Source organism: Streptomyces sp. NPDC048481 (assembly GCF_043200075.1).
In the GTDB taxonomy this organism is placed as follows: Bacteria; Actinomycetota; Actinomycetes; order Streptomycetales; family Streptomycetaceae; genus Streptomyces.
This window is the reverse complement of record NZ_JBICXC010000005.1, coordinates 206,624-231,665: the sequence shown is the minus strand read 5'-3', so window position 1 is coordinate 231,665 and position 25,042 is coordinate 206,624. Positions and strand designations below refer to the sequence as shown.

Annotated in this window: 21 protein-coding genes; 11 read left to right on the top strand and 10 right to left on the bottom strand. The window is 72.1% G+C overall.

Going from position 1 to position 25,042, the window contains the following annotated elements:
- Positions 1-41 precede the first annotated feature (41 nt).
- Entirely contained in the window at positions 42-1,655 is a 1,614-nt protein-coding gene (locus ACGFSH_RS17990) for a helix-turn-helix domain-containing protein (protein ID WP_393349516.1), read from the bottom strand.
- A gap of 150 nt (positions 1,656-1,805) precedes the next feature.
- Positions 1,806-3,119 carry a M6 family metalloprotease domain-containing protein gene (locus tag ACGFSH_RS17985; RefSeq protein ID WP_393349514.1) on the bottom strand — a complete coding sequence of 438 codons (1,314 nt, stop codon included), beginning with the start codon at positions 3,117-3,119 and terminating at the stop codon, positions 1,806-1,808.
- Positions 3,120-3,628: 509 nt separating this feature from the next.
- Here ACGFSH_RS17985 and ACGFSH_RS17980 point away from each other — a divergent pair.
- Both ACGFSH_RS17980 and ACGFSH_RS17975 read left to right on the top strand, forming a co-directional pair.
- The gene (locus ACGFSH_RS17980; protein WP_393349512.1) at positions 3,629-4,279 is read left to right on the top strand and encodes a TetR/AcrR family transcriptional regulator; all 651 of its coding nucleotides are present in this window, start codon (positions 3,629-3,631) and stop codon (positions 4,277-4,279) included.
- 359 nt (positions 4,280-4,638) lie between these two features.
- Positions 4,639-6,180, top strand: coding sequence for an MFS transporter (locus tag ACGFSH_RS17975; protein ID WP_393349510.1), 1,542 nt, complete (start codon positions 4,639-4,641; stop codon positions 6,178-6,180).
- Positions 6,181-6,254: 74 nt separating this feature from the next.
- On the opposite strand, the gene ACGFSH_RS17970 is transcribed toward ACGFSH_RS17975, so the two are convergent.
- Positions 6,255-6,764 carry a MarR family winged helix-turn-helix transcriptional regulator gene (locus ACGFSH_RS17970; protein WP_393349508.1) on the bottom strand — a complete coding sequence of 170 codons (510 nt, stop codon included), beginning with the start codon at positions 6,762-6,764 and terminating at the stop codon, positions 6,255-6,257.
- Positions 6,765-6,910: 146 nt separating this feature from the next.
- On the opposite strand from ACGFSH_RS17970, the gene ACGFSH_RS17965 reads away from it, so the two are divergent.
- On the top strand, positions 6,911-7,720 hold the full coding sequence (locus tag ACGFSH_RS17965; protein WP_393349506.1) for a dioxygenase: 810 nt from the start codon (positions 6,911-6,913) through the stop codon (positions 7,718-7,720).
- Between the two features lie 104 nt (positions 7,721-7,824).
- Here the strand turns inward: ACGFSH_RS17965 and ACGFSH_RS17960 are convergent, their stop codons facing one another.
- Positions 7,825-8,364, bottom strand: coding sequence for a GNAT family N-acetyltransferase (locus ACGFSH_RS17960; RefSeq protein ID WP_393350043.1), 540 nt, complete (start codon positions 8,362-8,364; stop codon positions 7,825-7,827).
- 186 nt (positions 8,365-8,550) lie between these two features.
- Here ACGFSH_RS17960 and ACGFSH_RS17955 point away from each other — a divergent pair, with 186 nt between their 5' ends.
- Entirely contained in the window at positions 8,551-9,549 is a 999-nt protein-coding gene (locus ACGFSH_RS17955; RefSeq protein ID WP_393349504.1) for an RNA polymerase sigma factor RpoD/SigA, read from the top strand.
- Positions 9,550-10,570: 1,021 nt separating this feature from the next.
- The gene (locus tag ACGFSH_RS17950; protein WP_393350040.1) at positions 10,571-11,221 is read left to right on the top strand and encodes a TetR/AcrR family transcriptional regulator; all 651 of its coding nucleotides are present in this window, start codon (positions 10,571-10,573) and stop codon (positions 11,219-11,221) included.
- Positions 11,222-11,338: 117 nt separating this feature from the next.
- On the opposite strand, the gene ACGFSH_RS17945 is transcribed toward ACGFSH_RS17950, so the two are convergent.
- Positions 11,339-12,424 carry a helix-turn-helix transcriptional regulator gene (locus ACGFSH_RS17945; RefSeq protein ID WP_393349502.1) on the bottom strand — a complete coding sequence of 362 codons (1,086 nt, stop codon included), beginning with the start codon at positions 12,422-12,424 and terminating at the stop codon, positions 11,339-11,341.
- A 62-nt stretch (positions 12,425-12,486) separates the two neighbouring features.
- Between ACGFSH_RS17945 and ACGFSH_RS17940 the strand changes: the two genes are divergently transcribed.
- The 5 genes from ACGFSH_RS17940 (at position 12,487) to ACGFSH_RS17920 (ending at position 19,082) form a co-directional block, all read left to right on the top strand.
- Positions 12,487-14,064: an MFS transporter gene (locus ACGFSH_RS17940; protein WP_393349501.1), complete on the top strand. Its 1,578-nt coding sequence runs from the start codon at positions 12,487-12,489 to the stop codon at positions 14,062-14,064.
- 343 nt (positions 14,065-14,407) lie between these two features.
- Positions 14,408-15,169: a DeoR/GlpR family DNA-binding transcription regulator gene (locus ACGFSH_RS17935; protein ID WP_393349499.1), complete on the top strand. Its 762-nt coding sequence runs from the start codon at positions 14,408-14,410 to the stop codon at positions 15,167-15,169.
- Positions 15,170-15,231: 62 nt separating this feature from the next.
- Positions 15,232-16,194 (top strand): 1-phosphofructokinase, encoded by a 963-nt coding sequence (pfkB, locus tag ACGFSH_RS17930; RefSeq protein ID WP_393350038.1) that lies wholly within the window; start codon positions 15,232-15,234, stop codon positions 16,192-16,194.
- A 247-nt stretch (positions 16,195-16,441) separates the two neighbouring features.
- Complete coding sequence (locus ACGFSH_RS17925) at positions 16,442-18,616, top strand: fructose-specific PTS transporter subunit EIIC (protein ID WP_393349497.1); 2,175 nt, start codon at positions 16,442-16,444, stop codon at positions 18,614-18,616.
- 163 nt (positions 18,617-18,779) lie between these two features.
- Positions 18,780-19,082, top strand: coding sequence for a hypothetical protein (locus ACGFSH_RS17920; protein WP_393349495.1), 303 nt, complete (start codon positions 18,780-18,782; stop codon positions 19,080-19,082).
- An 82-nt stretch (positions 19,083-19,164) separates the two neighbouring features.
- Here the strand turns inward: ACGFSH_RS17920 and ACGFSH_RS17915 are convergent, their stop codons facing one another.
- From ACGFSH_RS17915 to ACGFSH_RS17900, 4 genes are all read right to left on the bottom strand, one after another.
- Complete coding sequence (locus ACGFSH_RS17915) at positions 19,165-19,908, bottom strand: DUF6227 family protein (RefSeq protein WP_393349493.1); 744 nt, start codon at positions 19,906-19,908, stop codon at positions 19,165-19,167.
- Positions 19,909-20,179: 271 nt separating this feature from the next.
- A complete protein-coding gene (locus tag ACGFSH_RS17910) occupies positions 20,180-21,355 on the bottom strand; it encodes an Ig-like domain-containing protein (protein ID WP_393350036.1) in 1,176 nt (391 codons plus the stop codon).
- Between the two features lie 337 nt (positions 21,356-21,692).
- Positions 21,693-22,721 carry a P1 family peptidase gene (locus tag ACGFSH_RS17905; protein WP_393349491.1) on the bottom strand — a complete coding sequence of 343 codons (1,029 nt, stop codon included), beginning with the start codon at positions 22,719-22,721 and terminating at the stop codon, positions 21,693-21,695.
- Between the two features lie 53 nt (positions 22,722-22,774).
- Positions 22,775-24,073 carry a low temperature requirement protein A gene (locus tag ACGFSH_RS17900; protein WP_393349489.1) on the bottom strand — a complete coding sequence of 433 codons (1,299 nt, stop codon included), beginning with the start codon at positions 24,071-24,073 and terminating at the stop codon, positions 22,775-22,777.
- Positions 24,074-24,171: 98 nt separating this feature from the next.
- On the opposite strand from ACGFSH_RS17900, the gene ACGFSH_RS17895 reads away from it, so the two are divergent.
- Positions 24,172-24,354: a hypothetical protein gene (locus ACGFSH_RS17895; protein WP_329410895.1), complete on the top strand. Its 183-nt coding sequence runs from the start codon at positions 24,172-24,174 to the stop codon at positions 24,352-24,354.
- Positions 24,355-24,571: 217 nt separating this feature from the next.
- Here the strand turns inward: ACGFSH_RS17895 and mscL are convergent, their stop codons facing one another.
- Positions 24,572-25,039: a large conductance mechanosensitive channel protein MscL gene (mscL, locus tag ACGFSH_RS17890; protein WP_393349487.1), complete on the bottom strand. Its 468-nt coding sequence runs from the start codon at positions 25,037-25,039 to the stop codon at positions 24,572-24,574.
- Positions 25,040-25,042 lie beyond the last annotated feature (3 nt).

Here is a 25,042-nt window from a genome sequence, read left to right as displayed (position 1 = left end):
CTGGCGTCAGCGTACCGGATCTGGGGTGTGGGGGTGGGGGGTCAGGTCAGGGGGACGCGGGTGAAGCGGGCCGCTGTGTGGAGGTCTGTCTCGATGTGGGCGGCGGCCGAGGTCAGGGCGGGGAGGATGTCGGCGACGCACTCCTCGGGCGTGCGGCGGGCCACGTGGGTGGCCACGTTCAGGGCGGCGATCACGCGGCCCGTCCGGTCGTGGACCGGGACCGCGACGGAGCGCACGCCCTGTTCCAGTTCCTCGTCGCTCACCGTGTAGGGGGCAGGGGACTTCTCCAGGAGCAGGCGGCCTGCCGTGGTCCTGCCGGCGGGGAGGCGGGTGCCCGGCCGTACGTCCACGCTCATGACGTGGCTCGCGGGCACCCGGGCCGTGTACTGGATCTCGTCGCCCGGCTCGGTCAGGACGGCCAGGGCCGTCGTCTCCTGGACGGCGTCCGTCAGGGTCCGCAGGTGCGGGGTGGCGATCTGGGGGAGGGACGTGCGGGAGAGGGGCGGGAAGCCCAGGGACAGGACGCGCGGGGTGAGGGCGAAGGCGCGGTGTGCGGGCGGGCCGTCCGCGGAGGTGGTCAGGGCGCTGGTGGTGGTCGGGGTCAGCAGGCCCAGGTGTTCGTAGGTGATCAGGGCGCGGCGAGCCGTCGCTCTCGCCAGGCCCGTGGCCTTCGCGACGTCCGTCAGGGTCAGTTCCGCCCTGCCCTCGCCGAACGCCGTCAGGACGGTCAGGCCGCGGGCCAGGGACTCGACGAACTCGCGGCCCAGTTCCTGCTTCGACGCCCCCGTCCAGATCGCCAGGCCGGAGCGCGGCGGGCCCGGCGCGGGGGGCGGCGCCTGGCGCAGCGTCTCCTCCATCGCCGCGACGGTCGCCCGCAGTCGCGGCAGCAGTGCGTCGCGCAGGTCGGCCGCCGTGTGGCGGCTGGTGTGGCTGACGACGCTCGCGACGCACGCGATCCGTGCCGTACGGGGATCCCGTACGGGGACGGAGACGGCCACCAGGCCGGGTTCGATCAGCTGGTCGTCCAGGGCGTAGTGCGTGGAGGCGGCGTCCGCGGTCCGGCGTTCGAAGTCCTGGTAGGCCTCCGTGTCGGTCGGCGGCCGTCGGACGGGCGGGACGGTGGGGAAGCCGCGGTGGTGCGGGTCCTGCTGCCGGCGGGTGCGCCAGGCCCGCCAGGCGCCGGCTGTCCATTCCGTCGCGAACAGCGGTCCCGGCGCGGTGCGTTCGGCCGGGAGGAGGTCGCCGATGCGGAAGCTCAGGGACAGCGCGCGGCGGCGGGTCGCCTGGTGGACGAAGCGGATGCCGTCGCGGTCGGCGACGGCCAGGGAGACGGACTCGTCGAGTTCGTCGGCCAGCGCGTCCGCGTGCCCGGACAGCAGGTCGGGCAGGCGCAGGGCGGCCAGATAGGCGTTGCCCAGCTCCATCACACGGGGCGTCAGGGTGGCGTCTCGGCCGTCGAGGCGGACGTATCCCATGCGGGCGAGGGTGGCGACGATCCGGTCCACGGTGGAGCGCGCCAGGCCGGTGGCGCGTTCGAGGGCGCTCGGACTCAGCACGCCGTTCGCCTCGGTGAGCCGTTGCAGTACGGCGACGCCGCGCATCAGCGGCGCTACGGCCTCGGCGGGGGGCGCCGGGATGGAGTCGGGCAGTGGCATGGGCGGCTTGTGCTCCCCGTCGCGCGTGAGTGACCTCGTGGGCCCTGACAGGACCTACGGGCACTGTGGATTTCACGGACACGGTAATGGGGGTGGGGAGGGCGCTGGGGGCGGAGCGCTGTGGTGCCGGCGCGGGCGGGGGCCGGTGCGCTACTTGCGTGTCACCCGTACCCGGTAGTTTCCCTGCGGGTCCGCTTCGGCGACCGTGATGCCGATGCCGCGCTTGGGGTCCTTGAACGTCTCGCCCGGGGTGAAGGGGGCGTCGGAGAGTTCCGCGTGGACGTTGGGGCTGCGGGTGCAGCCGCCGCTGTCGGTGCGGGAGTCGTAGACGGTCACCGGGCCCATGCCGGTGTCGACGTCGGCGTCGACCTTGTAGACGAGGACGCCGGGCCGGCACACGTTCTCGTCGTTGCCGCCGCGGGTGCGCAGTTCGACGGCGTAGCCGGTGCGGTCGCCGATGGGGACGAAGACGAGTTTCGGGCCGCCCGCGCGCGAGAGCGGGGTCAGGGTGTACTCCCTGGTGCCGGGGGCCGCCGCGCAGGAGATCTGGGAGGCGTCCAGCCAGCCGAGCTTCCACTTGTGCCAGCCGAGCATGTCGTTGTTGGCTCCCCAGTCCTCGCTCATGATGTCCCAGTGGCCGACGGCGCCTCCGCCCTCCTGGGTGTAGAGGTCGGGCAGGCCGAAGACATGGCCGTTCTCGTGCGGGAGGACCCGGTAGCCGGTGTGGTCGTAGGAGCCCGAGCCGTCGTCCTGGCGTGAGTAGACGAAGGACGCGTTGGCCACGGCGACCCCGTCGGCGACCGGCGCCTCCAGGTTGCCGGCGAACGTCACCGACAGGACCGTGTCCAGAGCGGAGGGCCCGGCGTTGGGGGTGACCAGCACGTTCAGGAGGTCGTAAGCGCGGAAGTCGACGCTCGGGTCGGCGGCGGCGACCATGTCCTGGACGAGTTCGCGGTAGCCGGGGTCGAAGGGCGCGCCGCGTTCTATCCCGTACGCGTGGAACGGCTTGGGCATGCGCAGCCAGTGCCGGACGGGAGTCTCGGCGCGGTAGTCGAGACGGCCGTAGGAGGCCGTGCGGAACCACGCCTCGGTCTGGGGGAAGAACTCGCGGTAGCGGCTGAGCGCGCTGCCCCGGCCGGGTGCGTCCGAGAAGTCGATCATCAGGGTGAGGGCGCGGACGGTGCCGGTGGAGCGGGAGTAGCCGCCGGGGGTGGGCAGGCCCTCCGACATCTGGACGGCCGAGCCGGGGTTGATCATGCAGGGCGCGAGGGCGGGGGAGCGGGCCGGCGCGACGGGGCCCGCGCCGGCCGTCGTCGAGCCGAGGACCGGCAGCCGGTGGCCCGTGCCCGCAGAGGTGCTGACCGCCAGCGTCAGGACGGTGACCGAGGCGAACGCGGCGACGCGGCGCGGGCGTATCCGGCGGCTCAGGGTGTCCCGGGCGGTGCGCACGGGCTGCGGCTGCATGCAGGGGCCTTTCGCTCCAGGCAGCCACCGGTCACCGGCTGCACCCTTTCGATCACCCTCTGCCGGACCGCCCGCGCACGCGCGTTGGATGAGACCGATCGTGGATTACCGGCCGGTATGCGGCTTCGGCCTCCTCGGCCGGGGCCGCGCCGTCGGGCCCGTCCCGTCGGATGGCTGCCATGGCGCGCCGCACGCGTGCGTGCGGGCATGGCGGCCGCGGCCGCGTCCGGGGCCCTCGGGGCGGTGACAGCGCTCGGCCGGGTGTGCCCGACGCGCCCCGGCGGACGCACGGCGAAGGGCGCATCCAGGGGCGTGACCCAGGTCACAGGAAGAAAGTTCTGGATCCGGGAAATAACCGGGGACGCCTTCCCCGTTTAGCCATGTGTCCGAGTGAAACGGGGACTGGCTCCCCGGATCGCAAACTCAGCCCCGAGTCGGACTCGTCGCCGGCCGGATCCGTTTCCGGCGGGCCGCGCGAGTCGGCTCCGAGCCCCAGACAGGAGTGCGCCGTGCAGACCGCGACCGCGATTCCCGTAGCGCGCAAGGCGCCCCGGCCCCGTGCCGACGCCCTGCGCAACCGGGAGCGGATCGTCACCGCCGCCCGTGAGATGTTCACCGAGTTCGGCCCTGACGTGCCGCTCGACGAGATCGCTCGCCGGGCCGGCGTCGGCAACGCCACGGTGTACCGCAACTTCCCCGACCGGGACGCGCTGGTCCGTGAGGTCGTCTGCTCGGTGCTGGACCGTACGGTCCGGGCCGGGCAGGTCGCCCTCGACGAGACCGGCGACGCCTTCGGGGCGCTGGAGCGATTCGTGCACGCGGCCGCCGACGAGCGGATCAGCGCGCTGTGCCCGATGGTCTCCAGCACGTTCGACGAGCACCACCCCGACCTCGAGGCCGCCCGTGAACGGGTCGAGCGGATCATCGAGGAGGTCATGGACCGCGCGAAGTCGGCCGGGCAGCTCCGGCCCGACATCGGCGTGGGCGACCTGATGATCGTGGTGGCGCAGCTCAGCAGGCCCCCGGCCGGTACCGCCTGCCCGAGCGGCGACCGCTTCGTCCACCGCCACCTGCAGCTGTTCCTGGACGGACTGCGGGCCCCGGCCCCCTCCGTGCTTCCGGGGGCCCCCATGACCATGGAGGACCTGCGCCAGTCCTAGCGGCCGGCCCTTGACCGATCGAACGATCCAGTGATCCGTGATCCAGCGATCAGAGAATGAGTGACCGAGTGACCGAGTGACCGACCGCGCCGGTGAGCCGGTGAGCGATTGGTTCGCGAAGTCGCAGCAGTCGATACACGTCGGGAGTCGAGCGCATCGGCCGTCAGCGAGGACGGCCCGGCCGCCCAGCCGCCCGGTCGTCATGACCGGGACCGCCGTCCGGCGCGTCGTCCGTCTTCACCGTGAGTCTTCACCGTCCGTCCAGTCGTCCGTCATGCCCACCGTGGCACCGTTTTCTTTCGTTTTCTTCAGATCTCTCCGTATTTTTTCCGTCACGAAGTACCGAAGCGGGTATCCCCATGTCTGAAACAGTCCAGAAGGCCCCGGCCCCCCGGGCAGGCGTCCCGGACGCCAACCGCTGGAAAGCGCTGGCCTTCATCGCTCTCGCCCAGCTGATGGTCGTCCTCGACGCGACCATCGTGAACATCGCGATGCCGTCGGCCCAGGTGGACCTGGGCATCTCCGACGGCAACCGGCAGTGGATCGTCACCGCCTATGCCCTCGCCTTCGGCGGTCTGCTGCTCTTCGGTGGCCGCATAGCCGACCTGTGGGGCCGTAAGCGGGCCTTCGTCGTCGGTCTCGGCGGCTTCGCCGCGGCCTCCGCGCTCGGTGGCGCGGCCGCCAACGAGGCGATGATGTTCGGCGCCCGCGCGTTGCAGGGTGCGTTCGGCGCGCTGCTCGCGCCCGCCGCGCTCTCCCTGCTCGCCGTGATGTTCACGGACGCCAAGGAGCGCGCCAAGGCCTTCGGCATCTACGGCGCGATCGCGGGCGGCGGCGGCGCCGTCGGCCTGATCCTCGGCGGCTTCCTCACCGAGTACCTGGACTGGCGCTGGACGTTCTTCGTGAACATCCCGTTCGCGATCATCGCCGCGGCCGGCGCCTACTTCGTCATCCGTGAGCCCGAGGGCGGCCGCAACCGCTCCGCTCTCGACATCCCGGGCGTCGTCCTGTCCACCCTGGGTCTGGTCTCGCTGGTCTACGGGTTCACCCGCGCCGAGTCCGAGGGCTGGAGCGACTCCGTGACCGTCGGCATGTTCGTCGCGTCGGCCGTGCTGCTGGCCGCGTTCGTCGTCGTCGAGTCCAAGGTGAAGGCCCCGCTGCTGCCCCTGCGCGTGATCACCGAGCGCAACCGCGGCGGCATCTACCTCTCCCTGGGCCTCGCGATCATCGCGATGTTCGGTCTGTTCCTCTTCCTGACCTACTACCTGCAGATCGTGAAGGGCTACTCGCCGGTCAAGACCGGTTTCGCCTTCCTCCCGATGATCGCGGGCATGATCACCGGCTCCACCCAGATCGGCACCCGCCTGATGACCCGGGTGGCCCCCCGCCTGCTGATGGGCCCGGGCTTCCTGGTCGCCGCGCTCGGCATGCTGCTGCTGACCCGGCTGGAGATCGGCTCGTCCTACGCGGCCGTGCTGCTGCCGGCGATGCTGCTGCTCGGTCTGGGCATGGGCACGGCGTTCATGCCGGCCATGTCGCTGGCCACGCAGGGCGTCGAGCCGCGTGACGCCGGTGTCGCCTCCGCGATGGTCAACACCTCGCAGCAGGTGGGCGGCGCCATCGGCACCGCTCTGCTGAACACGATCGCCGCGTCCGCGACGACGTCGTACATCAAGGACCACATGACGGGCGCCGCCTCCAAGCCGCAGCAGCAGCTGGTGCAGCTGGAGGGCATGGTGCACGGATACACCAGCGCCATCTGGTTCGCCGTCGGCATCCTGGTCGCGGCCGCCACGATCGCCCTGACCCTCGTCAACGCCGGCAAGCCGGACATGGGCGGCGCGGTCGCCGGCTCCGGCGCGAAGGACGCCGAGGACGCGGTCCCGGTGATGGTCCACTGACCCGGACGGGACACCCGTAGAGGCACCCGGGCCTACGGGGATCCCGGGGACGACGGCGACCGGCTCCGGCCCGGCTAGCGCAGCCAGGGCAGGTCCGCACCCGCTTCTTCCGGCTGAAGTCCCTCGGCGACGATCTGCATGATCTCGCCGAGGGACTTCTGCTGTTCCGGGCTGAGCCGGTCGAACACGGCGTTGCGGACGACCTCCACGTGGCCCGGCGCGGCGCGCTTGAGCATCTCCAGGCCCTCGTCGGTCAGGACGGCGAACTGGCCGCGCTTGTCGGAGGGGCAGTCCTCCCTGCGCACCCAGCCGTTCCTCTCCAGCCGGGCGACGGCGTGCGAGAGACGGGAGCGGGTGATCTTCGCGTGCTTGGCCAGCTCGGTCATCCGCAGCCGCCGCTCCGGGCACTCCGCGAGCTTGACCAGAAGGCCGTAGTAGACGTGCGGCATCCCCGCGTCACGCTGGAGCTGGCGGTCCATGTGGTCCTCCAGCAGGGTGGTGGCGTGCACGTAGGAACGCCAGATGAGCTGTTCCTCGGCGGTGAGCCAGCGGGGCTCTTCAGCGGATGCGGATCCGGTCTTCATCCCCCCACTGTAAACGGGCGCTTCTTGAAATTTAAACCACCTGGGAATATGCTCGCCGACGTTGCCGTTTTAGATTTCAAGCAACTGTCCGGGAGTGCGTGGGTACTCCGGAACCAGGGGCCGAGGTCCCGGAAGGAGTCGCCGTCATGTCCGCCGCAACCCAGGAGCTCGGCCGTCCCCGGGAGCGCATGCCCGCGCTCTACCTCAGCCACGGCGCCCCGCCGCTCGCGGACGACCCGGTCTGGCCCGGCGAACTCGCCGCCTGGTCCGCCGGACTGCCCCGGCCCAAGGCGATCCTCATGGTCTCCGCCCACTGGGAGGAGGCCCCGCTCGCCCTCGGCGCCGTCGACCCCGTCCCCCTCGTCTACGACTTCTGGGGCTTCCCCGAGCACTACTACACGGTGAAGTACGACGCCCCCGGCGCACCGGAACTCGCCGAGAGCGTGCGCAAGCTGCTGCGCGCTCCGGGCACCCCCGTACAGGACATCCCCGACCGGGGCCTCGACCACGGGGCCTACGTCCCGCTCGTCGAGATGTTCCCGGCCGCCGACATCCCCGTCCTCCAGGTCTCCATGCCGACCCTCGACCCGGTGAAGCTGATGGAGATCGGCCGCAGGCTCGCTCCGCTGCGCGACGAAGGCGTGCTCATCGTCGGCTCGGGGTTCTTCACCCACAACCTGGCCGCCCTGCGGCACCCGGGCGGCGGAGTGCCGACCTGGTCGGCCGAGTTCGACGACTGGGGGCGGCGCGTGCTGGAGAACCGGGACTGGGACGGCCTGCTCGACTTCCTCCGCAAGGCCCCGGCCGGCCGGTACGCCCACCCGCGCACCGAGCACTTCGCCCCGCTCTTCGTGACCATGGGCGCGGCGGAGGTGTCCGGCGAGCTGGACTCCCAGAAGTCCGTGATCGACGGCTTCTGGATGGGGCTGGCCAAGCGGTCGGTGCAGTTCGGCTGACCGCCGCGGCGGGCGGTGGGCGCCGGGCGGTCACCGGCGCCGTCACGGCCGACCGCCGTCAGGGCCGACCGCCGTCAAGGCCGGCGTCCCGGGACCGACGGGAGCTACAGCTCCTTCTCGTACCAGGCCACGTCCCAGTAGCGGCCGAACTTGCGGCCCACCTCGCGGTACGTGCCCACGGGCCGGAAACCGAAGCGTTCGTGCAGTCGCGCGGACGCTTCGTTCGGTTGCGCTATGCCCGCGTAGGCGCGGTGCAGGTCCTCCCCGGCCAGCGCGTCGAAGAGCGCCCTGTAGAGGAGCGTGCCGATGCCGCGCCGGCCCGCGTGCGGGGCGACGTAGACCGTGACCTCCACGGACGTGGAGTAGGCCGCCTTCGGCCGGTAGGGGCTGGACGTGGCATAACCCAGAATCTCCGGCGAGGTCCTCGGAATGTCCTGTGAGTCCGTTTCCGTGGCAACCATCAGGCGGTACGGCCCGTCTTCAGGGTGGGAGAGCAGCCAAGGACGTCGCTCTTCCGGAGTGAAGGCCACCGTGTCGAATGTGATGGCCGTCTCACGAACGTAGTGGTTGTAGAGGCTTGTGAGCGCGTCGAGATCGGCCTCGACTCCAGGCCTGACCTGCACCTCTGTACGTTCCGACGGCATCATGCCTCCCAGGTGGTCCGACAGGGTACTGCATGATCAGAAAATTCGGGGTGCGGGTTGGGAATTCTGTCCTGATTCCAGTCGTTGTTTCCATCAGATGCAGGGCACCCGAGGAGAGTCCAGAGTTCCGACAGTGCCGGGCGTCTGAAGGGCCACCCGCTGAACCACCATCGCAAGGGAGCACGCATGGCAACCCGTGCCGTCGCCCGCCGCAAGTCCGCCACCGGCGAGACGAGCAGCGCGGCCCGCAGTGTTCGCGCCCATGGCGGCGAGATCGCCGACCGCGACCTGGTCGGCATGTACCTCGACGAGATCGCGCGTACACCGCTGCTCGACGCCGCCAAGGAGGTCGAGTTGTCCCAGATCATCGAGGCGGGTGTCTTCGCGCAACAGGTCCTCGACGGCGAGGAGGAGTCCAGGGCGGACGCCTCCCGTGAGGAGCTCGAGGCCCTGGTCGCCGCGAGCGAGCGGGCCAAGGACGTCTTCATCCGTTCCAACCTCCGTCTGGTCGTCGCGGTGGCCCGGCGCTACCCGCGCAGCGGTCTGCCCCTGCTGGACCTGATCCAGGAGGGCAACGCCGGCCTGGTGCGCGCGGTCGAGAAGTTCGACTACCGCAAGGGCTTCAAGTTCTCCACGTACGCGACCTGGTGGATCCGTCAGGCCATCACCCGCTCCATAGCGGACCAGTCGCGCACGATCCGCCTGCCCGTCCACCTGGTGGAGGAGCTGGGCAGGATCCGGCGCGTGCAGCGCGAGTTCAACCGGGAGAACGGCCGCGACCCGGAGCCCGCAGAGATCGCCGCCGAGCTGGGCTCGACGCCGGAGCGTGTGACGGACGTCCTGGACTGGGCCCGTGACCCGGTCTCCCTCAACATGGCGGTCGACGACGAGGGTGAGACGCAGTTCGGCGACCTCCTGGAGGACACTTCCGCGGTCTCGCCGGAGCAGTCGGTGCTGACGCTGCTGCGCAGCGAGGAGCTGGACGGTCTGATCGACCGCCTGGACCCGCGCACCGCGTCCATCATCAAGATGCGGTACGGCATCGACGACGGCCGCGAGCGCACGCTGACCGAGGTCGGCAAGGAGCACGGTCTGACGAGGGAGCGGATCCGCCAGATCGAGAAGCACGCCCTGCTGGAACTGAAGAAGCTGGCCCGCGACACGGGCTTCGAGGCGGCGGCGTGACCGAGGCCCCGGCGTAACCGAGGGGTGGCGTTCCGGATGGTCCGCGGGCCGGGCGGTTGAGGCCCGGCCGAGCGGACAGCGGCCGAGCGGCAGCCGGCCGAGGGAACCGGCCCAGCCGGACTCCGGCCGCACGATGGCTGGTTCGCACGATGTGCCGGGCCGCGCATAGTGCCGCTCCGCCTCAAGGCGTCGGCCGATGCAGGGCTTCGGCGGCTGGTATGAGACGTCGGCCGGTGCGGGTGGAGTACGCGCGGCCGGGGGCGAGGCGTCCCCGGTGAAACCGTGGACCGCCTCATGTGATGCCCGTGTGCCTGGGGTTTCTCATGGTGCCGGGTTGTGCCGGATCGTGCCGGGCTTACGCCCGCGTGCGCCGGTTTGAGAAGGCGCGCAAACATGGCGTGGGAACGCCGCTTCAACCGGGGAGGCGGGGGAAAAAGACTTCTGGGCACGGGAGTTCGGATCGGCCGGACCCTGTAGCCCGGCCCGACCTCTCAACCCGGCCCGAGATCTCAGCCGCCCCGAGATCCGAGTCGGCCGCGCGCTCGAACACCGTGAGTTCCGACGGCTCGACGACTCGACAGCTCCATGACTCGACGACTCCGAGGTTGTGCCGCACTTCCAAAACCCCCGAGCCAAGTCCCGCCGCACATCCCCCCGGCGCCGGGACCATCCCAGAGCCGGGCTTCGGCGCCTCTCCCCCCAGGCGCCGGAGCCCGGCTCCTTTTCCGGAGTGGAGAAGGGACGCGAGTCGGGCGAGGTGGTCGGGTGCGGGGCGGTCGGCGGGCAGGGGCCGCCGGACAATCATGGGGATTTCGGTGGCAATTGCGGGCGCACACGGCCGCCGGACGTGTTGCGGTGTGGGCGGGCACGTCGAGAAGGCGGGGCACCCCGTACCTGAACCACGGGGTGGCCCGCCCGAATGGCAGATTGTGCCACATGGGCATAGCCTGCCGGAGTGATCAGCTCGACCTCCCGCTCGGGCTCGGCTTCGCTGACCGAGCGGCGCAAAGCGGCGACCCGGATGGAGATCGCCCGGGCGGCAGCCGGTCTGTTCGTCAGCCGGGGCCTGAAGGCCACCCGCGCGGAGGACATCGCGCAGGCGGCGGGAATCGCGCCGCGCACCTTCTACCGCTACTTCGCCACCAAAGAGGAGGCCGTAGCCCCTCTCTACGCGGCGGGCGCCCAGCGCTGGGCGGAGGCGGTGCGCGAGGCCCCGGCCGCGCTGAGCGTGCCGGAGGCCCTGGAACACGCGGTGCGCCACACGCTCGCCCCGGGCGGCGGTGTCTCGGCGGCGTCCTGGGAATGGGTGCGCACCCTGATCCGGCTGGCGATGGCGAGTCCGGCTCTGGGAAAGGTCTGGGCCGAGGTCTGCCACACCTCGGAGGCCGGTCTCGCGCAGATCCTTGCCGAGCGGGCGACGGCCACCGAGCCCGGGGCCGCTGACCCGGCGACCACCGCGGAACCGGTCGCCGCCACGGCCACCACCGCCGCCACCCCCGCCGCCGCCGTGGACGTTCCGCCGCACGAGCGCTTCACGGCGGCGGTCGCGGGTGCGGCGGTCAGGGTCGCCGTCGAGAGCTGGGCGGTGACGGACACCTCGCCCACCGGCCCGCAGGGTCCGGCGGAGCTGGCGCTGAGCAATCTGCGAGCCTTGCGGGGCTTCTCCTGGTAGGCACGGGCGGTTGGACCGGTTGGACGGTTGGACCGATTGGATCGGTCGGATCGGCGAGGTAGGCGGGGTCGGCGAGGCCTGCGGGGGCGGTTCCGCCGGTTGCTCGGTTCCAGGACGTCAGTGCGTGGTTCCGTCCGGCGTGTCCGGCCGGGCGGCCACCGCTCGTCCCAGCCTTGCGGCCAAAGCGCTTGCGCAGTCGGCCAGTTCGCGCGGCTCCCGGATCGAGAACTCGTAACCCAGCATCGCGAGCCGGACCGCCACCCACTCCACCGGGTCGCTCGTCGACCCGCGCACTCGGCAGCTCCGCCCGGACGTCTCGCCGGCGCCGGCCCCGGTACCCGCACCCGCGCTCCCGTCGTCGCCGCCGTTCCCGATCCCGTGGTCGGCGTCCGGAGGGTCCGGGGTCGGTGTTCCCAGCCAGGACGGGAGGCGGGCCGCGACGAGTTCGGCCGGGGCGTGGAACGTGACGTCGTACTCGTAGGCGCGTGCGTCCGGGCGGCCGTGGATGGACCGCCGCAGGTACTCCGCCGCGCTCCCGGTCGGCAGTTCGCGTGGTGCGAAGCGCGCGCCGGTCGCGAACGGGTCCCGGACCCGGTCGACCCGGAACGTCCGCCAGTCCTGACGGTCGAGGTCGTACGCCACGAGGTACCACCGCCGGCCCGTCGACACGAGCCGGTAGGGCTCGGTCAGACGACGGGACTCCGTGCCGTCCTTGGCGCGGTAGGCGAACCGCAGCCGTTCCTGCCCGGCCACCGTCGACGCCATGACCGTCAGCGTCTCGGGTGCGATGCTCGCGCCGTCCCCGCTGGTCAGCGGGGTGGTGGCGGCCTGGAGGGTGGAGACGCGGTGGCGCAGCCGGGTCGGCAGCACCTGTTCCAGCTTGGCGAGGGCGCGCACGGACGCCTCGTCGACGCCCTCCAGCGCGTGACCTGCCCCGGCCCGCAGTCCGACGGCGATGGCGACGGCCTCCTCGTCGTCGAGCACGAGGGGAGGCATCGCCTTGCCCGCGACGAGGCGGTACCCGCCGTCCGAGCCCATGGTGGCCTGCACGGGATAGCCGAGGTCGCGCAGCCGGTCGATGTCGCGCCGGACCGTGCGCCGGGACACCCGCAGGCGGTCGGCGAGCTCGCCGCCGGGCCATTCGCGGGGCGTCTGGAGGAGGGAGAGGAGCTGGAGCAGCCGAGCCGGAGTGTCCGTCGTCATGCATCCGAGGATGCCGTACGAGTAGGTCATGATCTGACCTACTGCCGTCCTACTGTCACATCATGACCTCCACGGAGACCTCCACCGAGACACCGCCGCCCGCCTTCGAGACGGCTCCCGATCCCGCGCCGGGGGACCGGCGCCGCTGGTTCGCGCTCGCCATCGTGATGACCGCGGCCTTCATGGACCTCGTCGACGTCACGATCGTCAACATCGCCATCCCCTCCATCCGGCAGGACGCGGGCGCCTCCTGGAGCCAGATCCAGTGGATCACCGCCGGTTACGCGCTCGCCTTCGCCGCCGGACTCATCACCGGCGGCCGGCTCGGCGACATCCACGGGCGCAAGCGGCTGTTCCTGCTCGGCATCGGCGGCTTCACCCTGGCCTCCGCGCTGTGCGGCTTCGCCGCCAACCCCGAGATGCTGGTCGCCTCGCGCATCCTTCAGGGCGGCATGGCGGCGATGATGGTCCCGCAGGTGCTGTCGATCGTGCACGCGACCTTCCCGGCGCACGAGCGGGGCAAGGTGTTCGGGCTGTTCGGCGCGATCGTCGGGCTGGGCGCCGTCTCGGGCCCGCTGCTCGGGGCGCTGCTGACGGAGTGGAACCTGTTCGGGCTGGAGTGGCGGCCGATCTTCCTGATCAACCTGCCCGTCGGCATCGCGGGGCTGATCCTCGGCGGCCGTTTCATCACCGAGTCGAAGGCGCCGAAGGCGCTGAAGCTGGACATCGTCGGCGTCGTCCTGGTCACCCTCGGTCTGCTCATGCTGCTCTACCCGCTCACCCGCGGCCGCGAGCTGGGCTGGCCGGTGTGGGGGTACGTGTCGATGGCCGGTGCGCTGGGCGTCTTCGGGGCGCTGGTCGCGTACGAGCGTCGCAAGGGCGCGCGGGACGGTTCGCCGCTGGTCGAGCTCTCCCTGTTCCGGGTGCGCAGCTTCGCGGCGGGCGTCGCCGTGCAGACCGTCTTCGGGATCGCCCTGGGCGTGTTCTTCCTGGTCTGGACGCTGTACATGCAGACGGGCCTGGGCTGGAGCCCGATGAAGGCCGGTCTGACCGGCGTCCCCTTCTCGATCGCCGTCTCGGTGGCCGCGGGGATGTCCGTGCAGAAGCTGGTCCCGCGTTTCGGGCGCAAGGTGTTGCAGGCGGGCGCCCTGACGATGGTCGTCGGCGTGCTCCTCTACATCTGGGAGTCCGAGCGCTACGGGCTGGGCATCGCACCCTGGCAGATGGCGCTGCCGCTGGTCGTCATGGGCGCCGGCATGGGCCTGATCTTCGCCCCGCTGACCGACGCGGTGCTGTCGGAGGTGCCGCGCGAGCACGCCGGATCGGCCTCCGGCCTCATCAACACCGTTCAGCAGATGGGCAACGCGCTCGGGCTGGGGCTTGTCGCGGTCGTCTTCTTCGGGGAGATCGGCGACCGGCTGACGCCGTCCGAGGTGGGCCCGGCCTTCGTGAACGCGTTCCAGCACGCCCTGGGCTGGGTGGCCCTGGTGATGTCCGTGATCTTCCTGCTGATGTTCGCCCTGCCGAAGCGGCCCGCGCAGCACGTGGAGGGCGGCGCGGACGTCGCGGAGGGCGTGGGAGCCTCGGCGGCCGCGGACGCGGTCCCCGGCGGGGACCGGGACCGGGAGTTCGCCGTCTGAGTCTCCGCATCGCCCCGGTCTCGTCGTGAGACCGGGGCGGAGGTCGCGGAGAGGGTCGAAAGACCGCGCAGGGAGTCGGGAGAACGTCGCCGTCGAGCGTCCGTGCCGAGAGCCCGTCACCGCATCGCAGCGGTGGCGGGCTCTTCGGCTGTCCTCCCCCGGGCCGCACCCCGTCCCGGGGGAGAGAGAAGGAGGGCGGGAGGTCGGGAGACCACGATGAGCGGAGTCCGTTCATGCCCGAATCAAGTCCGAATCTGTTTACTTTGCGGGGATCCAGGCGTAGCCTCCGTGGCTGAAGCCCAGGTTCGGGCATAAAACAGGTGTCGGTCGGAGGAGAACGGACATGTACGCACCGGAGCGGCAGCAGGAGATCCTGCGGCTCGCCCGTGACGGCGGACGGGTGGACGTCCTGTCGCTGGCCGAGGAATTCCAGGTCACCGCGGAGACGATCCGCCGCGACCTGAAGGCCCTCGACCGGGCCGGCCTGGTGCGGCGCGTGCACGGCGGAGCCATCCCGGCCGGACGCCTCGACTTCGAACCGGACCTGACCGAACGCGAGGGCACCTCGGCCGACGAGAAGGACCGCATCGCCAAGGCGGCCCTGACGGAACTGCCCGCCGAGGGCACGATGATCCTCGACGCCGGGACGACGGTGGCACGGCTCGCCGCCGCCCTTCCGCTGGAGGCCGAGCTCACCGTCGTCACCCACAGCCTGCCCATCGCGGCCCGCCTCGCGGACCACCCGGGCATGCAGCTCCATCTCATCGGAGGGCGCGTGCGTCACCGTACGCGCGCCGCCGTGGACGCCTGGGCGCTGCGCGCGTACGGCGAGATCCGGGCCGACGTCCTGTTCCTCGCCGCCAACGGATTCTCCGCCGAGCACGGGCTGACCACGCCCGATCTCGCCGAGGCCGCGGTCAAGCGGGCGGCCGTCGCCGCGGCCCGCCGGGTCGTCCTGCTCGCCGACTCCGCCAAGCACGGCCAGGAGCACTTCGCCCGCTTCGCCGACCTGAGCGACGTCGATCTGCTGATCACCGACAGCGCGCTGAGCCCCGAGGACGCGGCGGCGATCGAGCGCGGCGGCACGGAAGTGGTGCGGGCATGAGCGGCACCGGCCCGGTGAGCGGGAAGGGCCCTGCGCGCGGGACCGGTCCGGGTGGCGTGGGCGTGATCCTCACCGTCACGCCCAACCCGTCCCTGGACCGTACGTACGAGGTCCCCTCCCTGGACCGGGGCGAGGTCATCCGCGCGACCGGCGAGCGGATGGACCCGGGCGGCAAGGGGGTGAACGTCTCGCGCGCCGCGGCCGCCGCCGGACGGCGCACCGTCGCCGTGCTGCCGCTGGGCGGTGCGCCGGGCGCGCTCGTCGCCGACCTGCTGGCCGCGCAGGGCATCGAGGTGGCGCCGGTGCCCGTCGCGGGGGCCACCCGCTCCAACATCGCGCTCGCCGAGTCCGACGGCGTCCTGACGAAGATCAACGCACCGGGCCCCGAACTCTCCGCCGAGGAGCAGGAAATGCTCCTGGAGACGGTGCGCGAGCACTCGCACGCGGCCGCCTGGATCGCCTGCTGCGGCAGCCTGCCCCGCGGGCTCGCGCCGTCCTGGTACGCCGAGGTGGTCGCCCGGGCGCACGCCGCAGGCGCACGGATCGCCCTGGACACGTCCGGGCGCGCCCTCCTCGAAGCCCTGCGCGAGCGGCCCGACGTGGTGAAGCCGAACGCCGAGGAGCTCGCGGAGGCCGTCGGACGTCACCTGGCCACCGTGGGCGACGCGGTGAAGGCGGCCGAGGAACTGCGCGGGATGGGCGCCCGGGCGGTGCTCGCGAGCCTGGGCGCCGACGGTCAGCTGCTGGTCGAGGAGACGGGCGCCTGGTTCGCAAGCGCCCGGGTGGACGTCGTCCGCAGCAACGTGGGCGCCGGCGACGCCTCCCTCGCCGGGTTCCTCGTCGCGGGCGGAAGCGGCCCGGCGGCGCTCGCCTCGGCGGTCGCGCACGGTGCGGCCGCCGTCCGACTGCCCGGCAGCGTGATGCCCACCCCGGACGACCTGGACCCGTCGGCGGTGACGGTGACCGCCGAGGTGCCCGTGGACCGCGAACTGCGGGAGCCGGTGGGGGAGCCGTTGACATGGTGACGACCTCCGTACCGCCCGCGCCGCCCGGCGGGCCGTGCGTCCGACAGCGGCGAGGCGTCCGCGCGACCGCCGCCCTCGACGGCCGGCAGGGCACCCTGAGCCGCCCTGCCGGCCAGGGGAAACAGGACCCGAACCCGCCTGTGACCCCGCGGAGGCGGGGCTGCCCCGGCCCCGCCTCCACCCTCCCCGCCCCCACCCCCGCCCAGCACCCCACGCCCCGGGCGATACGCGTGCGAAGGAGCCCGCGATGAGCGACATGATCACCGCGGACCTGGTCGATCTCGACCTGTCCGCCCCGACGAAGGAAGCGGCGGCGCGATCCCTCGCCGAGCGCATGGCGGCCCTGGGCCGGGTGACCGACCTGGAGGGCTTCCTCGCCGACGTCGCCGCCCGCGAGGCGCAGATGCCCACCGGCCTCGACGGCGGCATCGGCATCCCGCACTGCCGCAGCGCCCATGTCACCGAGCCCACGCTCGCCTTCGGGCGCAGCACCGCCGGCATCGACTTCGGCGCGGCGGACGGTCCGGCCGACCTGGTCTTCCTCATCGCCGCCCCCGCAGGTGCGGACGACGCCCATCTGACGATCCTGTCGTCGCTGGCCCGCCAGCTGATGAACGCCGACTTCACCGGCGCGCTGCGGTCGGCCGGCGATCCGGCCACGGCGGCGGCGCTGATCCGCGGTGACGAGCCCCCGGCCGCCCGCCCCCACGCTTCCGAAGCCCCCTCCGCCGGGACCGACGTCGCCGGAGGTTCAGCGCCCACCGGTCCGGCGGGTTCGGGTGCAACGGCCTCCGGTCCCACCGATCCCGCGGAATCCGGTTCCACGGGCTCCGGTTCCGCAGACCCCGTGCCGGCGTCGGCGGCGGCCTCCGCCGGCGCCGACACGGCCCCCGGCCCCGAGGCCGCGCCTCGCTTCCGGATCGTCGCCGTCACCTCCTGTCCGACCGGCATCGCGCACACCTACATGGCGGCCGAGTCCCTGGAGAAGGCGGGCCGGGAGGCGGGGGTCGACCTGGTCGTCGAGACACAGGGGTCGGCCGGCTTCACCCGCCTCGACCCGGCCGTCGTCGCCGCGGCGGACGGCGTGATCTTCGCCCATGACGTCCCCGTGCGCGACAAGGACCGCTTCGCCGGCAAGCCCACCGTGGACGTCGGCGTGAAGGCGGGCATCAACCGGCCCGCCGAGCTGATCCGCGAGGTGCGCGCGAGGGCGGAGCGCGGCGAGGTCACCTCGGGCGTCCCCTCCGGCGCGGGCACGCCGGTCGAGCGCGCCGGCGAGTCCGGCGAGGGCTATGGCACCAAGTTGCGCAAGTGGCTGATGTCCGGCGTGAGTTACATGGTCCCGTTCGTCGCGGCGGGCGGTCTGCTGATCGCCCTCGGGTTCGCGATCGGCGGCTACGAGATCAAGTCCGCGCCGTCGGTCATGGACCACTTCGCGTGGACCCAGACGGACAGCTGGGCCGCCCTGCTGTTCCAGATCGGCGCCGTGGCCTTCGGCTTCCTCGTCCCGGTCCTAGCGGGGTACATCGCCTACGGCACGGCGGACCGGCCGGGCCTGGTCCCCGGCTTCGTGGGCGGCATGATCGCGTCCACCATCAACGCGGGGTTCCTCGGCGGTCTCGTCGCCGGTCTGCTCGCCGGCGGGGTGGTCATGGCGATCCAGAAGGTGCGGATCCCGGCGCCGGTGCGCGGCATCATGCCGGTGGTGGTGATCCCGCTGATCTCCTCGGCCGTCGTCGGCTTCCTGATGTTCGTCGTGATCGGCAAGCCCATCGCCTCGGCCCAGAAGGGCATGACGGACTGGCTGAACGGCCTCTCCGGTTCCAACGCCGTCCTGCTCGGCGCCCTGCTGGGGCTGATGATGTGCTTCGACCTCGGCGGCCCCGTCAACAAGGTCGCGTACACCTTCGCCACCGCCGGTATCGCGGTCGCCAGTCCGAGCGACTCGGCCATGAAGATCATGGCCGCGGTCATGGCGGCCGGCATGGTCCCGCCGCTCGCGATGGCGCTGGCCACCACGGTCCGGGGCAAGTTGTTCACGCCCACCGAGCGCGAGAACGGCAAGGCCGCCTGGGTGCTGGGCGCCTCCTTCATCTCCGAGGGCGCGATCCCGTTCGCCGCGGCCGACCCGCTGCGCGTCATCCCCGCCTCGATGGCGGGCGGTGCGGTCACCGGCGCGCTGTCGATGGCCTTCGGCGCCACCCTGCGCGCCCCGCACGGCGGCATCTTCGTGGTCCCCCTGATCGGCAACCCGTTCCTCTACCTGGTCGCCGTCGCGGCGGGCGTGTGCGTGACGACGGCCGCCGTGGTCGTCCTCAAGGGCATGCGCAAGCCGGCGCCCGGCACCGCGGGGCCCACGGCGGGAAGCAGCGCGGACACCGCGACCGCGGCCCGGGAACCGAAGCGACCGGTGGCCGCGTAGCGCGCCGCTGATGCGCCGCGCGGCGAGGGCCGCCGGTGGTTTCGGACGATCTGGCCGGTGTGCCCGGTCCAACCGCTCTGGTCGATCTGGTCGTTCTGCGTGGCCTGCGAGATACATCACGGTCCGGGGTCAAAATCCCGGACCGTGGTGTGTACTGGGCGGTATGCCCGTGCATCTCACGCCCGCCCAGCTGACGGCGCTGACCGTTCTCGCCGTGGCGTCCGTCGCCTGGCTGCTCGTCCTGACCCGGGTCCTGCGGCGGATGCGCGCACGCGCCGAGGCTCACGCGGCGTTCCGTTCCTTCCCCGTCCGGTCCGCGCTACCCGCCGTCCCGGTGCTTCCCGTGCTGCCGGCCCTCCCGCGTCAGCAACAGGCGACCGGTCCCCACCGGGAGAGCGTCGAGCTGACGACCGCGGAGAAGGACGCTTTCGCGGGCCTGGTGCGCCGCCTCAGCGGCGACCGCTGACCCGGGAGGTCAGCGGAGTCAGCGGAGTGAGCGGCGTCGGGGGAGTGGCGGACGAGGGCGAGGCAGCGCAGGCCGGAAGGGCTTACGCCTGGGCCGCCCGGCGTTCCATGGCTTCGCGGGCCGCGGCCTCGGACGCGTACACCTCGCACATGTGCCGCCCGTCGGGCGTGGCCGTGTGCTCGACCTCCCACAGGGAGATCTCCCGGCCGTCGCGCAGCAGGAACGCGTGCTCGTACAGCGAGTAGCCCAGGCCGATGCGGCCGGCCCGGCACGGGCGCCCGAAGGCCTGCGTGATCTGGTGCGCGAACGCCGACCTCAGCAGTGCCGTCGTCTCCGCGTCGGGCCGGTCGGGGTTCTCGGCGCGGCGCAGCAGGCGGCGCGCGTGGTCCGCCGAGTCGTCCGGCACGTACACATGGCGGGGCGCCGGGACCGGCGCGAGCTGGACCAGCACCGGCAGTTCGAAGTCCGGCGCCTCGGACGACAGCGGCAGCCGGGCCGTGGCGGCGCGCAGCTCCTCCTCGTCCGCGTACACCTCGTGCTGGGGTTCGCTGCCGGGTGCGGTGTTGTGCACCAGTTCCCACAGCGTGAGCGCGCAGCCGTCGGCGAGCAGCCAGGTGTGCCGGTAGGTTTCCCGGTGCAGGCCGGCGCTGTGGTGGGCGGAGTGCAGGGAGCTGTCGTGGGCCAGCGCGCAGTCGAGCCGCCGCAGGGCCTCGTCGGGCAGCTCGAACGAGTTCAGGGCGCGACCGAGCAGTCGCGCGAGATGCTCCTCCGGAGACTCGGGCGACTCGGCTGGTTCGTACGCTGTCGTCTCGTACGGAACGCTCAAGGTTTCTCCCGGCGTTGCTGCATGTCACCTTGTGGGTGCATACCGTAGCCCCTCGGTCGGACATCGTGTCCGGGAACCGAGAAAACGTACGTCGGAGAAAACGCCGGGGCCGTGCGGATGGTTCCCGCACGGCCCGACGCGCGCTCAGAAAGCGCCGGTCAGACGGCACTTCGCGTGTTCGTGACGCTCCTGGTGCGCCCGGTTCGCGGGGCGCTCGCGTTGCTTGCGGCGCTCCCGTTGCCCGTGGTGAACGGGGTGCTCGCGGTCGCGGTCACGCGCCGCTTCCCGCGGTCCACTCCGCCCAGGACATGTTCCAGCCGTTCAGCCCGTTGTCGGGGGACACCGTCTTGTCGGGGGAGTTCTTGACGATCACCACGTCGCCGACCAGGGAATTGTCGTAGAACCACTTGGCCGGGGTGTCGCCCTGTGCGCCCTGGACGTCGGCGAGCCCGACGCAGCCGTGGCTGGTGCCGGTGCGACCGAAGGGCGGGTTGCCCTTGTTGTACCAGTAGTTGCCGTGCAGGAAGGTGCCGGACGTGGTCAGGCGCATCGCGTGCGGCACGTCCGGGATGTCGTACTCGGCGCCCAGGTTGACCGTCCGGCTGTTCATGCGGGTCTGCGTGAACTTCTCCGAGATCACCATCTGGCCGTTGTACGTGGTGTGCTCGGGGTCGCCCGTGGAGATCGGGGTCGTCTTCAGGGTCTGTCCGTCCCGCACGACCGTCATGGTCTGCGTGTTCGCGTCGACCGTGGAGACCTGCGAGCGTCCGACGGTGAAATCGACCGTCTTCTTCTGCACCCCGTAGACGCCGTTCGCGCCCTCGACGCCGTCCAGGTCGATCTTCATCGTGACCTTGGAGCCGGCCTTCCAGTACTCCTGGGGCCGGAAGTCGAGCCGCTGCGCGCCGAACCAGTGGCCCACCACCTGCTGGCCGCTGCTGGAGGTGACCGTGATGTGCGACTGCACGGCCTTCTTGTCGGCGATGGCCTTGTCGAAGGTGAACGACACCGGCATGCCCACGCCGACCGTGGTCCCGTTGTCCGGGGTGTACGTGCCGATGAAGCTGTTCGCGGAGGAGACGGTGGTGAAGATGGCGTTGGCCGCCGCGGTCTTGCCGTTCGCGTCCTTCGCGGTCGCCGATATCTGGTACTTCGTGCCCCGCTCCAGCTGCTTCTTCGGCTTCCAGCTGCTGCCGTCGGCCGACAGCGCGCCCTCGACGGCCTCGCCCGCCCCGGCCACCGTCATCTTCACGTCGGTGAGCCGGCCGCCGCTCACCTTCACGCCGGTCTGGTTGATGGACGCGCCCGTGGAGCCGTCCTTCGCCGAGATGACGATCCTGGCGGTGGACGTCTTCACGCCGTTCCCCGCGCTCTTGCCCCCCTTGGCGTCGCCGCCCTCGGCGCTCGCGCTGCCCCCGCAGGCGGTCAGGGTCAGGGCGCCGACCACCAGGACGGCACAGGCTCCCGCTGCGCGCCGCACTGCCCTGTTCGCCTTGTTCGCCTTGTCCGCCGTCGTCACGGGCTGCTCCGCTTCCTTGAGAGGTGAGTGATCCGCTTCCGTACGTGCAGGAGGAGGGGAGCGTCGGCCGACGGGGTTGCGGCGCGGGCGGCCTTGGCACGAGCGCGTGACAGAACCGGGACAATGCCCGCCCGCAATGCCCGCCCGCCCCCTGCGGGCGACCCCCACCCCGGGGAACGGCGGGGACGGGCCGGTCTTTCGCCCCGGTGTCACCGGGCGCGGGCCGGTCTTTCGTCCCGGTGTCGGGCCGGTCTCCGTCCCGATGTCACCGGGCGCCGTACAGCTCCTTGTAGGACGGCCAGGCGCCGCCCGGGCCGTCGACGGGCTCGGCCGCGCGTACGGCTGCGACGATCGCGCGGGTCACCGTGTCGGCGCCCGCCGCGAGGACGTCGTTCAGCGCGAGCGGGTCGCCGGGGGCGAGCCGTCGGGCGCCCGTCGCCAGCGAGAACACGGTGTCGCCGTCATTGAGCAGGTGCACCGGACGCACGGCGCGCGCGATCCCGTCGTGAGCGGTGCCCGCCAGTTTCTGCGCCTGTGCCTTGGACAGGTCGGCGTCGGTGGCGACCACCGCGAGCGTGGTGTTCAGCGGCGGCGGCGCGTTCCTCGCCGCGCTCTCGGCGAGGCGGCGGCGCGCGGCCTCGTGCACCCGCGCCTGCGGATACGCCACGCGGCCCTGGAACAACTCCCCGTACAACGCGCCCGTTTCCGGATCCAGCACCGATCCCACGGCGTTCGCCACCACCAGCGCGGCCACGGTGATCCCCGACTCCAGGACGACGGCGGCCGTGCCCACACCGCCCTTCAACGGCCCCACCACCGCGCCGGTGCCGGCGCCGACGCACCCCTGAGTCACCCGAGCCCCGGGCTCGCTCGCCGCGGCCGACGCCACGGCCGCCAGACCCGTGGCCGCGTCCGGACGGGCCCGGAAGTCGCCGCCGCGCCCCAGGTCGAAGACGCAGGCGGCCGGCACCACCGGCACGACATGCGCCGGATCCGGGCCGACGCGGATCCCCCGACCCCGTTCCTCCAGCCAGGCCATCACCCCGGACGCGGCGTCGAGCCCGTACGCGCTGCCGCCCGTGAGCACGATCGCCTCGACCTTCTGCACGAGATTGCGCGGATCGAGGGCGTCGGTCTCCTTGGTGCCGGGACCGCCGCCGCGCACGTCCACCGCGGCCACGGCGCCGCCCTCGGGCGCGAGGACGACCGTGGCGCCGGTGAGCCACCCGTCGCCGGTCCGCGTCGCGTGGCCCACCCGCACGCCGGCGACGTCCGTCAGAGCGTCAACTGTCATGGCAGCCAGTCTGGCCCAGCCCGCACCGCGCGCGAGGCCGGAGTCCGCTGGCGTCACACCGCGTAAGGCGAACCCTCTTGCGAGTCGTCCTCCGGGTCCCGCGAGTCCGTCGCGTCCTGGTCCCGTGCGGCCCGCCCGAGCATGCGGGCCGTCAGGGTGGTGCCGGTGGCCACCGCCAGCGCCGACACCAGACCGGCCGCCAGGACCGCCCACTCGCCCGCGAAGGTGCAGCAGATCACCAGCAGCGCGGTGACGGGCAGCACCGACTGCTGGGCCAGGCCCACCTTGAAGTGGCGCGAGTGCAGCGCCCAGACGGTCAGCAGGTACAGCGCCGTCGGCAGGGTGACGGCCGCCGACGCGGCGAGCCTGGACAGGTGGGCCTCCCCGACGGTCTGCTCGACCGCCACCTCCAGGCCCGCGCCGATCGCCGCCGCCGACGCGAAGACGGCGTAGTGCCCGTAGCCCCACAGGAACGCCTGCCTGCTGGAGCGCAGGTGCCCGTGGATGGGGACCACGAAGTAGATCCACCAGGCGGCGAAGACGATCAGCAGGCCGCCGACCGCGATCGGCAGCAGTTCGCCCAGCGCGTCGTTCTCGTCGATGCCGGTCTTCACCGCGACCGTGGCCGCCGCGATCGTCTCGCCCAGCACGATGATCGTGAACAGCCCGTAGCGTTCCGCGATGTGGTGCGGGTGCCACGACGTCGGGTGGCCCCGCTCCGCGAACAGCGGCACGCACATCTCCAGCGGCACCATCACCAGGAACAGCCAGGCCCGGCCGCCCTCGGGCAGGATCAGCAGACCCAGCCAGCCGATCTGGCAGAACAGCACGCCACCGGCGTAGCGCAGGGCCGTCCTGCGCTCCGCGCCCTCGGTGGACAGCGCCACGCGCAGCCACTGCGAGGACATCGCGACCCGCATGACGGCGTAGCCCAGCCAGACGGCCAGGAACTCGTGGTCCTCGAAGGCCCGCGACACCCCGGCGGCGAGCACCAGTACTCCGGCGATCTGGACCAGCGTGACCACCCGGTAGAGGGCGTCGTCGTTGTCGTACGCCGAGGCGAACCAGGTGAAGTTCATCCAGGCCCACCAGATGGCGAAGAAGACCATCGCGTAGTTGAGGATTCCCTCGCCCGCGTGGGACTCCGCCACCGCGTGCACCAGCTGGACGCCCGCCTGGGCGATGGCCACGACGAAGCACAGGTCGAAGAAGAGTTCGAGCGGCGAGGCGACCCGGTGCGCCTCGCCCCGACCGCGTGCGGTCAGCTTCCGCAGCGGGTGTCTGCGCGCGGGCGCGGTCGGCGGCGAGGGAAGGCCGGAGGGCTGGGCAGGCGGGGGCGTGCTGGACGTCATGGGTCCCAGCACAGCAGATAACCGGCGGAAATTCTCGTGCGGTGCGGTCCCCGCGCGGGCCCGGTACCGCCCGGCGGGCCGGGCCGTACCCTGGACGCATGAGCACCCCAGCCGCCCCCGAGCCGCGTGACCCGAAGGCCGCGCTGATCTTCGACGACCCGCTGGACCGCCAGTCGTCGGACGACACCGACCGAGGGTGGGGCGAGCGGCCGTCGGCCGGCGGCGACAGCGCGGCCGACCTCAAGCGCTTCCTCGACGAGAAGCCGCCCCACCACATCTGAAGCCGGAGCGGGTCCCCGTCTCCGGCCCGGAGCGGCCCCCGCTCTTCGAGGCGGGTGGGACGCCCGTCCTCGTAGCCGAGCCGGACCCGTTCCCGGCCCACCCGGACCAGGCGCCGGCCGAGCGGGCTGGGTCGTCGATCCGCAGGCCGTCGATCCGCAGGCCGTCGATCCACCGGCCTTGGATCCACCGGCCATGGGTCCCCGGCCTGCCGTGGGTCTACCGTCGGTGGTCGCCCGAGCCGCGCTGGGCGACCAGCTCGTCGCGGATCTCCTTCAGCACCTCCAGCTCGGTCACGTCCATGACCTCCTGGGCGCCCTCCTTGGCCTTCCTGCGGGCCTCCACCATGGCCAGGTACTTCGACATGGGCAGCACCATCAGGAAGTAGACGACGGCCGCCGTGATCAGGAACGTGAGGGTCGCGCCGAGCACGGAGCCCCACAGGATCTGCACGCCCGTCGCGTTGGCGCCGGTGCCGCTGCACTTGCCCTTGATGCAGGAGCTGTAGCTGTCCAGGTTCTGGGTGCCGATCGTGCCGATGACCGGGTTGATGATCCCCTTCACCACCGCGTTGACGATGTTGGTGAAGGCCGCGCCGATCACCACCGCGACAGCCAGATCGACGACGTTCCCACGCATCAGGAAGGCCTTGAAGCCCTGCAGGACGCTTGCCTTCTTCTCGCTCACCTG

Bases quoted from the DNA above. Each gene is read 5' to 3' on its own strand.
- ACGFSH_RS17925 (WP_393349497.1), top strand. From the start codon at position 16,442: ATGAGCGACATGATCACCGCGGACCTGGTCGATCTCGACCTGTCCGCC.
- ACGFSH_RS17960 (WP_393350043.1), bottom strand. From the start codon at position 8,364: ATGCCGTCGGAACGTACAGAGGTGCAGGTCAGGCCTGGAGTCGAGGCC.
- ACGFSH_RS17985 (WP_393349514.1), bottom strand. From the start codon at position 3,119: ATGCAGCCGCAGCCCGTGCGCACCGCCCGGGACACCCTGAGCCGCCGG.
- ACGFSH_RS17990 (WP_393349516.1), bottom strand. From the start codon at position 1,655: ATGCCACTGCCCGACTCCATCCCGGCGCCCCCCGCCGAGGCCGTAGCG.
- ACGFSH_RS17895 (WP_329410895.1), top strand. From the start codon at position 24,172: ATGAGCACCCCAGCCGCCCCCGAGCCGCGTGACCCGAAGGCCGCGCTG.
- ACGFSH_RS17970 (WP_393349508.1), bottom strand. From the start codon at position 6,764: ATGAAGACCGGATCCGCATCCGCTGAAGAGCCCCGCTGGCTCACCGCC.
- ACGFSH_RS17975 (WP_393349510.1), top strand. From the start codon at position 4,639: ATGTCTGAAACAGTCCAGAAGGCCCCGGCCCCCCGGGCAGGCGTCCCG.
- ACGFSH_RS17900 (WP_393349489.1), bottom strand. From the start codon at position 24,073: ATGACGTCCAGCACGCCCCCGCCTGCCCAGCCCTCCGGCCTTCCCTCG.
- ACGFSH_RS17950 (WP_393350040.1), top strand. From the start codon at position 10,571: ATGGAGATCGCCCGGGCGGCAGCCGGTCTGTTCGTCAGCCGGGGCCTG.
- ACGFSH_RS17920 (WP_393349495.1), top strand. From the start codon at position 18,780: ATGCCCGTGCATCTCACGCCCGCCCAGCTGACGGCGCTGACCGTTCTC.
- ACGFSH_RS17965 (WP_393349506.1), top strand. From the start codon at position 6,911: ATGTCCGCCGCAACCCAGGAGCTCGGCCGTCCCCGGGAGCGCATGCCC.
- ACGFSH_RS17945 (WP_393349502.1), bottom strand. From the start codon at position 12,424: ATGACGACGGACACTCCGGCTCGGCTGCTCCAGCTCCTCTCCCTCCTC.
- ACGFSH_RS17905 (WP_393349491.1), bottom strand. From the start codon at position 22,721: ATGACAGTTGACGCTCTGACGGACGTCGCCGGCGTGCGGGTGGGCCAC.
- ACGFSH_RS17935 (WP_393349499.1), top strand. From the start codon at position 14,408: ATGTACGCACCGGAGCGGCAGCAGGAGATCCTGCGGCTCGCCCGTGAC.
- ACGFSH_RS17955 (WP_393349504.1), top strand. From the start codon at position 8,551: ATGGCAACCCGTGCCGTCGCCCGCCGCAAGTCCGCCACCGGCGAGACG.
- ACGFSH_RS17940 (WP_393349501.1), top strand. From the start codon at position 12,487: ATGACCTCCACGGAGACCTCCACCGAGACACCGCCGCCCGCCTTCGAG.